Source organism: Pseudomonas edaphica, assembly GCF_965277385.1.
GTDB classification, from domain to species: Bacteria; Pseudomonadota; Gammaproteobacteria; order Pseudomonadales; family Pseudomonadaceae; genus Aquipseudomonas; species Aquipseudomonas edaphica.
Window position 1 is genome coordinate 576,794 of the sequence record NZ_OZ255725.1, and the last position, 14,106, is coordinate 590,899.

11 protein-coding genes are annotated in these 14,106 nt (G+C 58.6%); 5 read left to right on the forward strand and 6 right to left on the reverse strand.

Going from position 1 to position 14,106, the window contains the following annotated elements; translation table 11 throughout:
* Window positions 1-28: 28 nt before the first annotated feature.
* Entirely contained in the window at window positions 29-1,753 is a 1,725-nt protein-coding gene (gene poxB, locus ACQY47_RS02320) for a ubiquinone-dependent pyruvate dehydrogenase (RefSeq protein WP_428555242.1), read from the forward strand.
* Window positions 1,754-1,756: 3 nt separating this feature from the next.
* Here poxB and ACQY47_RS02325 read toward each other — a convergent pair whose 3' ends face one another.
* Window positions 1,757-2,611: a LysR family transcriptional regulator gene (locus ACQY47_RS02325; RefSeq protein WP_428555245.1), complete on the reverse strand. Its 855-nt coding sequence runs from the start codon at window positions 2,609-2,611 to the stop codon at window positions 1,757-1,759.
* A gap of 93 nt (window positions 2,612-2,704) precedes the next feature.
* On the opposite strand from ACQY47_RS02325, the gene ACQY47_RS02330 reads away from it, so the two are divergent.
* On the forward strand, window positions 2,705-3,346 hold the full coding sequence (locus ACQY47_RS02330; RefSeq protein ID WP_428555248.1) for an FMN-dependent NADH-azoreductase: 642 nt from the start codon (window positions 2,705-2,707) through the stop codon (window positions 3,344-3,346).
* Between the two features lie 422 nt (window positions 3,347-3,768).
* Here the strand turns inward: ACQY47_RS02330 and ACQY47_RS02335 are convergent, their stop codons facing one another.
* Window positions 3,769-4,326 (reverse strand): NADPH-dependent FMN reductase, encoded by a 558-nt coding sequence (locus ACQY47_RS02335; protein WP_169987672.1) that lies wholly within the window; start codon window positions 4,324-4,326, stop codon window positions 3,769-3,771.
* A 228-nt stretch (window positions 4,327-4,554) separates the two neighbouring features.
* On the opposite strand from ACQY47_RS02335, the gene ACQY47_RS02340 reads away from it, so the two are divergent.
* Window positions 4,555-4,791, forward strand: coding sequence for a hypothetical protein (locus tag ACQY47_RS02340; RefSeq protein WP_017136925.1), 237 nt, complete (start codon window positions 4,555-4,557; stop codon window positions 4,789-4,791).
* 60 nt (window positions 4,792-4,851) lie between these two features.
* On the opposite strand, the gene ACQY47_RS02345 is transcribed toward ACQY47_RS02340, so the two are convergent.
* Entirely contained in the window at window positions 4,852-5,196 is a 345-nt protein-coding gene (locus tag ACQY47_RS02345; RefSeq protein ID WP_026013696.1) for a hypothetical protein, read from the reverse strand.
* 103 nt (window positions 5,197-5,299) lie between these two features.
* Window positions 5,300-5,746 carry a type II secretion system major pseudopilin GspG gene (gspG, locus tag ACQY47_RS02350; protein WP_169987670.1) on the reverse strand — a complete coding sequence of 149 codons (447 nt, stop codon included), beginning with the start codon at window positions 5,744-5,746 and terminating at the stop codon, window positions 5,300-5,302.
* Window positions 5,747-5,899: 153 nt separating this feature from the next.
* Here gspG and ACQY47_RS02355 point away from each other — a divergent pair, with 153 nt between their 5' ends.
* A complete protein-coding gene (locus ACQY47_RS02355; protein ID WP_428555254.1) occupies window positions 5,900-6,805 on the forward strand; it encodes a LysR substrate-binding domain-containing protein in 906 nt (301 codons plus the stop codon).
* A gap of 155 nt (window positions 6,806-6,960) precedes the next feature.
* Entirely contained in the window at window positions 6,961-11,178 is a 4,218-nt protein-coding gene (locus tag ACQY47_RS02360) for a glycosyltransferase family 32 protein (RefSeq protein ID WP_428555257.1), read from the forward strand.
* Window positions 11,179-11,227: 49 nt separating this feature from the next.
* Here ACQY47_RS02360 and ACQY47_RS02365 read toward each other — a convergent pair whose 3' ends face one another.
* Window positions 11,228-11,809 carry a GNAT family N-acetyltransferase gene (locus tag ACQY47_RS02365; protein ID WP_026013697.1) on the reverse strand — a complete coding sequence of 194 codons (582 nt, stop codon included), beginning with the start codon at window positions 11,807-11,809 and terminating at the stop codon, window positions 11,228-11,230.
* An 8-nt stretch (window positions 11,810-11,817) separates the two neighbouring features.
* Window positions 11,818-14,073, reverse strand: a complete 2,256-nt coding sequence (locus ACQY47_RS02370) for an Orn/Lys/Arg decarboxylase N-terminal domain-containing protein (protein ID WP_428555260.1) — start codon at window positions 14,071-14,073, stop codon at window positions 11,818-11,820.
* Window positions 14,074-14,106 lie beyond the last annotated feature (33 nt).

A 14,106-nucleotide genomic window follows, 5' to 3' on the forward strand; every position in this document is an offset into this window, starting at 1 on the left:
TTAACCTCACTGACGATTGGAGTTCTTCATGGCGAAAATCAACCTGGCCCAGCAGTTGGCGACCACCCTTGAACAGGCGGGCATCAAGCGCATCTGGGGCCTGACCGGCGACAGCCTCAATGGCCTCACCGACGCCCTGCGCACCATGGACAGCATCGAGTGGATGCACGTGCGCCACGAAGAAGTGGCCGCCTTCGCCGCCGGCGCCGAAGCAGCCGCCACCGGCGAGCTGACGGTATGTGCCGGCAGCTGCGGGCCGGGCAACCTGCACCTGATCAATGGCCTGTTCGACTGCCATCGCAACCATGTGCCGGTACTGGCTATCGCGGCGCAAATCCCCTCCTCCGAGATCGGCTTGAACTACTTTCAGGAAACCCACCCGCAGGAACTGTTCAAAGAGTGCAGCCACTTTATCGAGCTGGTCACCAACCCTGCGCAGATGCCCCAGGTGCTGCACCGCGCCATGCGTTCAGCGATCCTCAACCGCGGCGTGGCGGTGGTGGTGATCCCTGGCGATATCTCGTTGCTGGAAGTGGAAGACAAACTCAAACCCTGGCCAGCCCTGCACGCGCCGCGCACCTTGCCGGCAGAACCAGACCTGCAGCGCCTCAGCGAGATCCTGCACAGCAGCGAGAAAGTCACCCTGCTGTGCGGCAGCGGCTGTGCCGGCGCCCACGACCAGGTGGTCGCGTTGGCCGATGCCCTGGGTGCGCCGGTGGTGCACGCTTTGCGCGGCAAGGAGCACGTGGAGTGGGACAACCCGTTTGACGTGGGCATGACCGGCCTGATCGGCTTCAGCTCCGGCTACCACGCAATGCTCAACTGCGACACCCTGATCATGCTCGGCACTGACTTCCCCTATCGCCAGTTCTACCCCACCGACGCCAAGATCATCCAGGTCGACCGCAACCCGCAGGCGCTGGGCCGTCGCGCCACGCTGGACCTCGGCATCGCGGCCGATGTGAGCGAGACCATCGACGCACTGTTGCCACGCCTGACGCGCAAGGCCGACCGCAGCTTCCTCGACACCTCGCTCAAGCACTATGAAAAAGCCCGCCAAGGCCTGGATGACCTGGCGCAGCCATCGAAGGCCGACCGGCCGATTCACCCGCAGTACGTGGCGCGCTTGCTCAGCGAGCTGGCCGACGACGATGCGATCTTCACCGCCGACGTCGGCTCGCCCACCGTCTGGGCTGCGCGGTATTTGAAGATGAACGGCAAACGCCGCCTGATCGGCTCGTTCAACCACGGCTCGATGGCCAATGCCATGCCACAGGCCATTGGTGCACAGGCAGCGTTTCCTGGACGGCAGGTGATCTCGATGTCCGGCGACGGTGGCTTTGCCATGTTGATGGGCGACTTCATCTCGCTGGCGCAGCTGAAACTGCCGGTGAAGGTCATTGTGTTTGATAACTCGTCACTCGGGTTTGTCGCCATGGAGATGAAAGCCGCCGGTTACCTGGACACCGGCACCGAGCTGAAAAACCCGGACTTTGCCGCCATGTCCAACGCCATGGGCATCCTCGGCATTCGCGTGGAGCAGTCCGAAGACCTGGAACCGGCCTTGCGCCGCGCCCTGGCCCATGACGGCCCGGTGCTGGTGGACGTGGTTACCGCTACCCAGGAACTGGTGATGCCGCCGACCATCAAGCTTGAACAGGCCAAGGGGTTCAGCCTGTATATGCTCAAGGCGGTGATGAGCGGGCGTGGCGATGAAGTGATCGAACTGGCGCGCACCAACTGGTTGCGCTGAGCCTCAGTGCCGGCGAACAGCGCCGTAGCGGACCACCACCTGGGTGATGACCTCGACCAGGCGCGGGTCCGCCTCCGGGGCGCTGAACAGGCGGAACTCGGCATCGGGCAACGCGGGCAAGCCGTGTTCGGCGCCGAGTATCGCCAAGCCCGGCCCGACCTGGCTCTGCGCCATCGGTGCAATCGCAAACCCGGCCGCTGCGGCGGCATGCAGCGCCGCGTAACTGCTGCACTGCATGGCGCTGCGCTGGGCGATGCCCGCTTGGGCAAGACGCGTCAGCGCCGCCTCGCGATACGGGCAAGGCTCGGGAAACAAGGCCAGGGGCAACGGGTTCGGCAAGGCTACGAGCGGCTGCCCGGACCAGGCCCACACTAACGGCTCACGCCATAGCGCCAAACCTGGCTCACTGGATTCGCACAACGAACCCACCACCACCTCCAGCTCACCCTGCTTCATCAAACTCAGCAACGAACCGGGAATGCCCACTTGCACGCTGATGTGCATGCCAGGGTATTGCGCCGCGACGTTTTGCAGTTCACGTAACAGGCGCGCATCCGCGAACTCCTCCGATACGCCTACGCGCAGGTTGCCTTCAAACGCCGAGCGCGTCAGCTCGGCCCAGGCGTCCCGGTTCAACGCGAGGATGCCACGGGCATAGGCCATCAGCCGTTCACCATCGGGCGTCAATTGCTGGGACCGGGTGGTGCGGGTGAGCAAAGGTTTGCCCACCTGCTCCTCCAGGCGGCGCAAATGCCCACTGACGGCCGACTGGGTCAGGTGCAGGCGCTCTGCGGCGCGGCTGAAACCGCCCTCATCGACCACTGTGACGAAGGTTTTGAGCAACAAGGCATCGAACATATTCTGATTGGTGATCAATAGATGATTTAAATACAATTTATATTTCAATGCTCGCTATGTTGCAATGCCCAGGTCAACTTTCCCGAGGCCACCATGACCACACTCCTGCACATCGAATGCTCGCCGCGCAAACAACGCTCCGCGTCCCTGGAGATCGCTCGTCAGTTTATCGCTCGCTATCAGCAGAACGCCCCGGACATCCAGGTGGTGACCCTGGATTTATGGGCGCTGGAATTGCCGGAGTTCGACGGGCCAGTGATAGACGCCAAATACGCGGGCATCGCGGGTACGCCGTTAAGCGCAGAACAAAGCGCTGCCTGGACGACACTCACAGCGCTGGCGGCTCACCTGCATCAAGCTGATGTGCTGGTGTTTTCGGTGCCGCTGTGGAATTTCGCGATTCCCTACAAGCTCAAGCACTTTATCGACTTGGTGTCGCAGAAGGATGTGCTGTTTGAGTTCAGCCCGGAGCATGGGTTGCGTGGGCTCTTGCATAACAAGATCGCAGTGAATGTGTATGCGCGGGGGATGGATTTTTCGGCACCTGGCGCGCAGGGGATGGACTTTCAGAAGCCCTATATGGAGGCGTGGCTGGGGTTTATCGGGGTGACCGATGTGCATTCGCTATATGTGGAAAAAACTATTTTGGGGGCGGAGGTGGATCAGGTGTCGCGCCTTGAAAGTGCGGGGATGGCGCTGAAGCTTGCTGATCGATTGGGGTCGGCTGGGGGTTAGGGCCTGCAGAGCCATACTCGGTCAAGGGTGGGAGCTGGCTTGCCTGCGATGGCATCAACCGGGTGTACCCGACACTCCGAGGCGTCTGCATCGCAGGCAAGCCAGCTCCCACAGAAAAGCAGACCTCCAGTGGATGCACATCCGCTTTCGCTTTTGATCTAACCACTCAGGTCGGCTTTCAGGCCGCCGTGCTCTGCCAAGGATGGCCCATCGCGGCGGCCCACGGATTCAAGCCTTCGTTCTGGCATGCCGAGCCTAGGCGAGGCACAGAGTGGTGGGGCGAAGACCTTTTGGTTACTTTTGGCTGGGCCGGCATTCCGGGCGTTTGCCAAAAGTGACCCGCCGTAAGGGCGGAACCAATAGCCGCCGTTACCGCAGCAACGGATATGTACACCGCCAAACACCCCACTCACCCATCGATATCAGCCCAACTGCTTCCCAACCCACTTACCATACCCATCAATAAAAGCCTGCAAAAACGGCCTGGTCTTCTCCGACACCTTACCCGCCTCATCAAACACGCTCCCCGCCCCGCCCAGGTACGCTTCGGGCTGCTGCATGCAAGGTACATCCAGAAACACCAGCGACTGACGCAAATGATGGTTCGCCCCAAACCCACCAATAGCCCCCGGCGACACACTGATGATCGCCCCAGGCTTACCCCCATAGACACTTTGCCCATAAGGACGAGACCCAACGTCAATGGCATTCTTCAACGGGGCCGGCACGGAGCGGTTGTATTCCGGTGTCACAAACAACACCGCGTCGGATGAGCGTACTTGCTGACGGAAAGTACTGTAGGCTGCGGGCGGCGCAGTACCGTCGATGTCTTCGTTGTAGAGCGGCAAATCGCCAATTTCCACAATGTTCAACTTGAGGTTGGCAGGGGCCAGTTCGGCCAATGCCAACGCGACCTTACGGTTGATCGACTCTTTTCTAAGGCTGCCAACCAGGACGGCAATCGTATAGACCTTGCTCATTGAGGTTTTCCCGACATCTGACTAAAGGAGCCTTTAGTTATAGAGCCTTCGTGACGCGTTAACCAGCGGGTTTTGATAATCCCGAAGCTGTTTGCCACGCACTCACCAGCGTAGGAAGCGTCTGAAAACATCAACGAATAGTATTTTTTTCCCATAGGTAAACTACCCCGCTCCATGACGGTCTACAGAACCGCAAATCGAGTGTTTATCTCCAGAGGTTCTAAACAGATGGCTGCAGTACTTGTCGGACAGTTCCATGCCAGAGACGCGGAAGGACGCGTGTATTCGGTGCATGAGTTCCAGGAATCCAACCCGGCGCAGGACAGCCAGGCTGGCTCGACGCCTACCACCACCTACAAGCTGGCCATTGGCGACCGTGTAGAAAAATTGGAAGGCGATGAATTCAAATTGATCCAGTCGGGGACTATTATCGTCCGCGAATCGCAAACCACCCTCGCGTCATAAGATCCCGCCTTATCGACCTGCTCAGTCCTGGCCATTACTGGCGTTGACTGGGCCGGGGGATCACGGCCGGCGCATCTGCGTTACCTCCACGTCCTGCTCACCGTCCAGCTGCTTGAGCGTTACCAGCAACCGCCCCCGCTCCCCTTCAACGGCATACAGCGAACGCTTGTAGCCCGGCGTGCCGTAAGCGGGATACGCCACCACCTGCCTGACCAGCGCAATCTCCAGCACAGCCCCCACCTGCTCGCTCACCTGTTCCTGGGAACGGATAAACGCCTCAAGGGCGTGGTTTTCCGGGGTGCGTTCGTCTTGATTATTGAGGAGATAAGCAGCCACGCAGCCAATGGTCACCAAGACCAGCAGCTGTTTGGCCCTTACCCCGAAAAACGTCGAGGGTAGAGGCATGTGAGACCAGACCTGTTGTTGTTTTAAGTGCCGGGTGAGCGGCATTGGTCGTTGATGATCAGATGCGTCATTCTAATCAGGTCGATGGGGAATGCCAGGTGATTCAGTGGTCGCCGTAGGTAATATCCTTGTTATCGCCGACGCCGCCCAGGGTTCGGTCCTTGCCGAATGAAAACAGGTCGAAGGGGGTGTTGGGCTGGGTCGCCGGGTAGTGGTACTGATAGGCAATGCCCCAAGGGTCGGTCAATAACTCATCCTTGACGTAGGGTCCTTTCCCATTGGCTGATGCCGCAGGTTGCACGGTCAGCACCTCCAGGCCCTCCTCATCCGTAGGATAGCGGCCGGTATCCTGATGGAACTGCTCGACAGCCTTGCCCAGCTCAGCCACCTGCGCCTTGGCAGTGGCGATTTCCGTCAGCGTTACATCCCCAAACAAGCGCGGCCCCAGCGCCAAGGCCAACAAGCCAATAATGACCAGCACCACCAGCACCGCCCAGCGCGTGAAGCCGCGCTGGGTGAGTATTTTTCCGCTTAAGCGACTTGATGGCATGTTGAGGCTCCCCTTTCCCTCGATTGATACACTCGTTGTATACCCTGCCCGTGACAGTGACATACCCACTAACGGTAGCCAACACTCACCCATGCCTGTGCTCTTTTTTACCCAGGCATTGAAACCCCATCGCACTGAACATAGACTCCGGCGATGCGTTTACGTCATATCGAAGTGATTCAGGCCATCTTGCAGACCGGACATCTCGGCACCGCCGCCGAATGGTTGCAACTCCCCGTGGGCGATGTGGACGCAACCCTCAAGGACGCTGAGCAGCAATTGGGCTTCATGCTGTTCGCCAGTGTGCGCGGGCGCTTGCAAGCGACGCGCGAAACCCTTGAGCTGCAGGCTGAAATCGCCCACCTCTATGAAGCGCTGGAACCGTTGCAACGCCTGGCCGGGCGCCTCAAACATCATCACGCCCCGCCCTTGCGCGCCTTGTGCACGCAGCCCTTGGCTAACCAATTGTTGCCGCAAAGCCTGGCTATGCTGCGCCGGCGCTTTCAGGACACACCGTGCACCCTGTCGAGCCAACCGACCCGGGAGATCGTCAGGAGCCTGCTGCTGCGCGAAGCCGACGTGGGCCTGAGCCTGCATGATCCGCAGCACCCACAAATCCAAAGCACCGTACTGGCCCAAGGCAAGCTGCAACTGCTCGCGCCCCATGGCTGGCTCAAACCCAAGCAAAAGTACATTGCACTGCAGGACCTGGCCGGGCAGTCAATGATCGGGCTGGAAGGTCACGACCCGCTAAGTCGTCTGCTGGACGCAAAACTGCAAGCCCTGCGCCCACTGCCGTCGGTGCAGACACGGGTGCAGACCTACCAGATGATGCGCAGCATGGTGGAGGCCGGAGCGGGTCTGGCGATTGTCGACCCGTTTACCGCCTTCGGCGCGCGGGAAGCTGGGCTGGATGCGTGCCCGTTATCGCCGCCGATGCCTGTGGTCCTTTACGCATTGACGTTGAAGGAATCTGAACCTGCTCCGGCGTTGAATGCACTGTTGGAAATCGTCGCCGACAAGGCCGAAACCTTGCTGACCGTTACTGCATCCACCTGACCCCGCCCTGCGCACCATCTAGTGCGCTTTCACCGACATAAAATCTAAAAACTCCCGCTGGAACCTTGTTCTAGAAGCGTCGCACTCACAGAAGCAGAAAGCACAGCCGAATGCTTTCCACTGGACGACATACTCTAAACAAGGAAGCGTTTTCTATGACTACCCTCCATTCTGTCCTTACTGATCGAGCCCTTCAAAACCCTGCCAGTCTCAACCCACCGCAGGACGCCGGTGCGTTAACTAGCGCTCAACCGAATTCGATTGAAGCCTCAGCCAACGATGCAACCCCTGGCACCCTGGACAACCCGGCAGCGCTTAAAAAAGCTTTTGCCGATCGGTGTAACTGGGAAACCCTGGCGGCAAAACTGCGCACAAGCCTGGAAGAACTGCACGCCGCCTTCCCGACCCCCCTTTCCAGTGAGCAGCAAAGCCTGCTCGAAGGTCGGCTGACGTCGCACTGGAATAGCGCCTCAATACCGGTCTGCGAAGGCTCCAGCTACTATCAAAAGCACAATCTGGCGCCGACCAGCATCGTCAAATTGGGCACATACCTCAGCGGCAGCGACTTGCCCCTGCCCAAAACCCTGAACGCGTTGCAGGCCCTTTATCAGCTAGCGACAAAGCACGTTCAGACCCCGCCCCTGGGCAACTTCAGCGGCGCGCTGTCCTGGCCGATCCCGCTCTCGGCGCAAGACAAACAAGCCATCATCGACCTGCTGAACGCTCCTGACTCAACGCTGCCGGAACTGCCACTGACTGATCCCAAAGGCGTGCTGGGCTATCTGTTGTCCGCGTGCGAGTTGTCCAGCAATGATTTCAAATTCACCAGCAGCGCAGTAGAAACGCTGCTGGGATCGGCCAAGGCGCAAGCGCTGGGCCAGGCCATTCAAACCCGGTTGGGCGGCATTGCAACGAACACCAGCGTCAATGACTATTTGTTGGCTGCGATTCATCTGGGGCTGAATCCCCAATCCGTGGGCACTCCGGCGCGTAACCGCGTTGCCGGCTTTGATCTTGGGCAACGCCAGCATTGGTACCGACCGGCCACGGTCGTCATCGAGGGTTTGAGCCGTCATCTGGTGGCAACAGGCCGAGCCTCTGCGGCATCGGCTCAACTGGCGGCCCGCATGTTGTTGGCCCACTGCGCCCCTGAATACCTGGTCAAGGACATTCCGGCGAGCGTGACCTACGGCAGCATTCCCTGGACACAGTTGACGATCGCCGCCGCCAAGCTGGAAGCTGAATCGCCGGGGCGCACACTCACAATGACCTACAGCGAAGTGCTCGCCGCCGCAGAGGGCATCGACATCGGCACACCGCTCTCGCAGCATATCCATCGCGAAGCGTTGCACAATTGGGGTGAAGTCAAAGGCTACTTGAATGCAGGCACGACGCCCGACGACACGCAGATGCACACTGTGCAAAGTACCTTTAGCGCCCAGCAGCAAACCTTGCAAGACATCAGCCGGGCACTCGCAACCCCGATCCCGATGCGTGAAAACCTGGGAATGGATCTGCTCAGGGAGAAATTTCCAGGCATATCCGATGAGGTCTTCAAGGCGAAAAACCTCACGAAAGCCCGACTGATCGAAGGACGCCCCGGTCGCTTCCCCGGAACATATTCAATGCTCGATGTCGTCATGCACGGCGACAAAGTCAATAATGATGACAGCGAACATTGGGTCACCAATGACAAGCGCATCCCCATCAAGCAATTTTGCGCGCTTTCCGATAGCGGCGAACTTTCCGTCGCAGACACCTTTACCCAACGCTACACATCGGCCATAGCAGAGTTGGAAAAAGGCCACTCGGGGATGACCCAATACCTGATTTCGACGGTGCCACCCGAAGATAAAGAAAACTTCGATGATGGAAAACTCGAGTTTTTTCATACCGACAGCTACCTCATCGGCCTCGATTTCTCGACCAAAAGCCTGATCCAAAAAGGCCATACGCTGGATGTGAAAATCACCCGTGGGGGACAGGTCAATATTTACCGCATCGATACACGCGCCGGGACCATTTCCAAACACAATTACCTGGCTCACATTTACTCGCCACCCTACACCCGGCTCGATAATCGAGACGCCAACACACTGCATAGAACCGTACGATTCAACCCGTTCGAAGACGAACATGCCGAGCAGGCCAAGGAAAAGCAGGCGACCACAGTAACACCACAGGTCTTCGATTCAGACCGCACCCGCTACATCGCCAAAATACTCACCAAACGCATGGACTTGCAGGGCGATGAGCTACTGCAACATGCCCGAGGAACAACGTCTTACGACAAAACCAGTGCCGCCAACAAGGCCATCGGGGAGTTTTTCCTGAATATGATTCCGTTCAGGTCTGCGATTGTTAACTTCACGCAGGGCAATATCGGTGAGGGTTTGCTTGACCTTGGCATGGACGTGATCGGTCTGGTGACTCTGGGCGCCGGCAAGGCAGCGCATGCGAGTAAAGCCCTCGCCAAAGGCGTGGCCGGCCTCAAGGGTGCAGCAAGAACCGCCCGGTTTCTGGGTACCGTCGCAATCGACGCGCTCAACCCGTTGGGCGGTGCGGGCGATTTGCTCAAAGGTATCAGCCGCTGGACCTGGTCCAAGGGAAAGAGCGTATTCAATACCCTCAAGGGCGCCAGCGGCAACTACGACGTGCTCAAAGCCGCCAGCACACAGCATGGCTTGGTTGCCATAGGCACCTCCAGGGTTGCTGGTGAAATGCTGGAAGGTGATGCGTTGTTCCAGGGCGGTAAATGGTATGCCTTCGATGCAGCCAAGGGGCGTCCCTACGGTTCACCGTTGAAAGATTTCCAGCCTGCGGCGGCGGCGGCCGGTGAGAGCGTCAAAGTCTTTGATAGAACCTCGCTGCTTGAATATGAGGCCATCGTTTCCCCGGACCTGCTGCAGGTTAAAGGCTTGCAGGCGAATATCTACGTCGGCCCGAACAACAAAGAATATATAAAAGTCAACGGCAAGCTCTATCAGTCCACCATCAAGGATGGCCAGCGGGTTATCCAACACCCCAGTGCCGCCCGAGACAACATTGTGGTCCGGGACCTGGGCAGCGCCGGCTGGGAGCCTCGCGCCACTGCCAATCGCTTATTGGGTGGTAACTCCCCGTCACCCTGGAAACTCGATGAAAACACCTACGTCGTACCGGTAGACGACGTAAAAATAACCACGGGCTCCTCATACCCCTTCACCATCAATTACCGAGGCATGAACTATGTCACCACCTTTGATACCAAGGTGGGTGCCTGGATGGCCGGTTCGGGTAACGCCAACGGCGTCACCACCGAGTACTTCTGGAGAAGCGCAAAGAACAAGTGGCAGATGGGACCCTTGGAGGAATATAAAAATGCCCAGAAGATCCCCGAGCACAACTTCAGGTTTATCGATGCAACCCCACCGGCTATCTTGCAGAAGTCCAGCAATACCAGGCCCATCCCAACCAACATTCACTACTTCTGGGCCGGCGGCGAAATACCCGACAAGCTGATCAAGAATATCGCGACCAACGCCGAAAAAATGCCCGGTTTCAAATCCATTGTGCACGTCGACGCCGACACGCCAGAGTTGCTGCAGACCATCAAGCTCAAGCTGGAAAAGGATGCGCCCGGCGTCACCGTCATGAATTTGCATGAAGAAGACTTTTTCCAACCCTTGAAGAACACCGAACTGTATGCCTACTTCCGCAGAGGCCAAGGAAAAAACCTTGCCGCCACTTCCGATGTAGCTCGCTATCCGTTGATGAATAAATATGGTGGCATTTATCTCGACACCGACGACACCATCAAAGGCGCGGTGGGATCCGCCGGTTTGAACGCGGGTGACTCGGATATGCTGCTCAGCAAACCAGTCGCTCACAAAATCACTGACTACAAACCCTTCTACAACACCAGTAACTTCGCCACGCAACCGGATAACCCGGTGGTCACCGAAATGATCGCCGAGATGAACCGGCGCTTCACTGAAAACAAAGCGTATTTTGCGGCCAACCGCCCGACACTTTCCAGAGAGGTCAACGGCGGACTCACCTACACTTCAGATTTTCTGGAGTACGAAGGCAAGATCTTTGAGACCGTCGGCCCGAACCTGTTTGACGATGTACTGAGGTCCAAGCGACCGGACATTTACGATGCGGGATTCGATGGAATGAGCAAAGAAAAAATGCAGCAGGTCAAACACGGCGCGGTGCCCGGTATACCGTTCAGCCTGGAAGACGACATTCACCAGTACTACGCCAATAAAGGCCTGAGTGAGCCGGATGGGCTACAACAGAGTCTGGAGCAAGCCAAGAAGCACTACCGCTCACTCCGTGACCAGTTGCAGGTTACCATTGGTGCCGAACATTCGTGGATCGATTCATGACTTAGCCTGCCGCACCTCAACGCGGCCTGAACGCCAGGGGCAAGGGCATTCAGGCCGTCTGCCGCTCAGACGTGAACAACCGATACCAGAAAATTGCCACTTCGCGGGTTTGCGGGTCAATCCCGCGATAGCGCAATTGATCGATCCCACCCATCACATACCCGCAGCGCTCATACAAACGGCAAGCGCCGAGGTTATTGTTCTGGGTTTCGAGCATCATGCCCGGCAAGTTCTTCTTGCGGCTCCAGAACTGCGCCACATCCAGCAATGCCTTGGCTACACCATGGCGCCGTGCAGGCATGGCCACCGCCAGCTCGTCGACATGGGCAAAACCATTCCAGTTGGTGCTGACCACAATGTGCCCCACCGCGCGATCATCCAGGTACGCCATAAAAATCGCACTGTCGGGAGCATCGCGGAAACTGGCGAACTCTTCCGGGTCGATGCCGTAACACTTGCGGTACGGCAGAATGCGCTCCAGCGCCCATTGGTCGACGCGCTTGCCCATCTCCGGTACGCCATAGGCGCTGACCTCAAAGCTGAAATCATTGCCCCACACGTAGGCGTCAAAGCCTTCGTCGGCGACCCGAACGCTGAGCCCCGGATACTTCGGGTTCATTACAGCTTGCATAAACATCCTTAACCCTTGATGCAATCGACGGTGTAACAACGGCCACTGCCGTCATCTTCGTGTTGCAACCCATGAACATCGGCGACAAAACCGGGGAAACTGCTATCGAACGTACGGGCAAATGCCAGATAGTCGATGATCGAGCGTGTCGACTCGGTAAAGCGCTCGCCCGGCATGATCAACGGGATGCCCGGCGGATAAGGCACCAGCATCACGGCTGCGATGCGTCCTGGCAAGGCGTCAATGGAAACGGCTTCGACTTCCCCCCTGACCAGTTGGTCGTAGGCATCGGCCGGTTTCATCGCAATTTCCGGCAACACGGTGTACATCCGCTTGAGGTGCTTGGCGGTGGCGTTGCTGCGGTAACAACCATGCAATTGGTCGCACAGGTCACGCAAACCCAGGCCTTGATAACGTGCCGGGCCTTCTTTGAACACCGAGGGTAAACAACTGGCCAGGCTGGCATTGGCGTCGTAGTTGCGCTTGAACTCCAGCAATTCGGTGAGCAAGGTACTCCATTTGCCTTTGGTAATGCCCATGGAGAACAACACCAGGAAGGAATACAAACCGGTCTTTTCCACCACCAGCCCCCGTTCCCAGAGGAATTTGCTGACCACTGCGGCGGGAATTCCGCAGTCGCTCAAGGCGCCACCGGCGTTGAGGCCGGGCATCACCAAGGTGACTTTGATCGGGTCCAGCAACACATAGTCTTCGGCCACATCGCCAAAGCCATGCCAGTCATCCTGCGGGTGCAACAGCCAATCCGCGGTGGCGACCCGGTCGATGCCGGCCACCGACGGTGGTTGCCAGATGGAGAACCACCAGTCTTCGGCAGCAATATGCTGGCGCAGGTTGGCCAGGGCACGGCGAAAGCTCAGGGCTTCGTCGAACATCTCCTGCAACAGCGAGCGCCCGGCCGGGCCTTCCATCATCGCCGAAGCCACATCCAGCGAAGCGATGATGCTGTATTGCGGCGAAGTGGAGATGTGCATCATGAAGGCTTCGTTGAAGCGGTCGCGGTCCAGCTGGCGCGCGCCACCGTCCTGCACGTGGATCATCGACGCCTGGCTGAAGGCCGCGAGCAATTTGTGGGTCGAGTGGGTAGTGAATACCAGCGGGCTGTCCGGTGTGCGCGAAGTGCCCATGCCATAACGCCCGGCAAAGAATTCGTGAAAGGCCGCGTAGGCGTACCAGGCCTCGTCGAAGTGCAACACTTCGACACTGTTGCCCAGTTGCTGTTTGATCAGTTCGGCGTTGTAGCACAGGCCGTCATAGGTGGAGTTGGTGACCACCGCCAGTTTCACTTTCGCCGGCCGGCCACGGGTCAAGGGGCTGGCTTCAATTTTGGCGCGGATCGACTCGGGGCTGAATTCGCTTAAGGGGATCGGGCCGATAATCCCCAGCTCGTTGCGCTCCGGGCACAGGTACAGCGGGATCGCGCCGGTCATGATGATCGAATGCAGCACCGACTTGTGGCAGTTTCGATCCACCAACACCAAGTCATCGCGCCCGACCATGGAATGCCAGACGATCTTGTTGGCCGTCGAGGTGCCGTTGATCACAAAGAACGTGTGATCGGCGCCAAAGTTACGCGCCGCGCGGGCTTCGGCTTCGGCCAAGGGCCCGGTGTGATCGAGCAATGAACCCAGCTCCGGCACCGACACGGACAAGTCCGAACGCAGGGTGTTTTCGCCAAAGAATTGATGAAACGCCTGCCCCACCGGGCTTTTGCGATAAGCCACACCGCCGCCATGGCCGGGGGTGTGCCAGGAATAGTTGGAGTCGGCCGTGTGCTGCACCAGCGCTTTGAAGAACGGCGGCAACAAGCCATCAAGGTAGGCGCGTGCGGCGCGAGCCACTTGGCGGGCCAGAAACGGCACAGTGTCTTCGAACAGGTACAGGATGCCGCGCAGTTGGTTGAGCTCGCTCATGGCATCGGCCGGCGCGTTTTCCAGGGTGACCTGCTCGCCCAGGGCAAAGATCGGCAGGTTGGGCGCCCTCACCCGCGCCAGGCGAATCAGCTCGACCATGTTTTGCAGCAGGTGGGTGTTTTCGCCAGCGCCCTCGGCGGCAATCAACATGCACGCCAGGCCATGATGGGTAGAAGCCACCAATCGGCCTTCGGCGTAATCCACCGCAGAAAAAATACTGAAGCCCTCTTGTTCCAACTCCCTGGCGATGCCTCTGACCCGATCACCGGCAACGGTGTCGGCCTTGATGTCGCGGTGCACGATAAGAACAGGGAACTTCAGGTCTTTGTACATGAGTGCTTTGAGTCCTGAGGGCTATGCACTCAG

Coding starts and splice junctions, on each gene's coding strand:
- poxB (WP_428555242.1), top strand. CDS start 29: ATGGCGAAAATCAACCTGGCCCAGCAGTTGGCGACCACCCTTGAACAG.
- ACQY47_RS02325 (WP_428555245.1), bottom strand. CDS start 2,611: ATGTTCGATGCCTTGTTGCTCAAAACCTTCGTCACAGTGGTCGATGAG.
- ACQY47_RS02330 (WP_428555248.1), top strand. CDS start 2,705: ATGACCACACTCCTGCACATCGAATGCTCGCCGCGCAAACAACGCTCC.
- ACQY47_RS02335 (WP_169987672.1), bottom strand. CDS start 4,326: ATGAGCAAGGTCTATACGATTGCCGTCCTGGTTGGCAGCCTTAGAAAA.
- ACQY47_RS02340 (WP_017136925.1), top strand. CDS start 4,555: ATGGCTGCAGTACTTGTCGGACAGTTCCATGCCAGAGACGCGGAAGGA.
- ACQY47_RS02345 (WP_026013696.1), bottom strand. CDS start 5,196: ATGCCTCTACCCTCGACGTTTTTCGGGGTAAGGGCCAAACAGCTGCTG.
- gspG (WP_169987670.1), bottom strand. CDS start 5,746: ATGCCATCAAGTCGCTTAAGCGGAAAAATACTCACCCAGCGCGGCTTC.
- ACQY47_RS02355 (WP_428555254.1), top strand. CDS start 5,900: ATGCGTTTACGTCATATCGAAGTGATTCAGGCCATCTTGCAGACCGGA.
- ACQY47_RS02360 (WP_428555257.1), top strand. CDS start 6,961: ATGACTACCCTCCATTCTGTCCTTACTGATCGAGCCCTTCAAAACCCT.
- ACQY47_RS02365 (WP_026013697.1), bottom strand. CDS start 11,809: ATGCAAGCTGTAATGAACCCGAAGTATCCGGGGCTCAGCGTTCGGGTC.
- ACQY47_RS02370 (WP_428555260.1), bottom strand. CDS start 14,073: ATGTACAAAGACCTGAAGTTCCCTGTTCTTATCGTGCACCGCGACATC.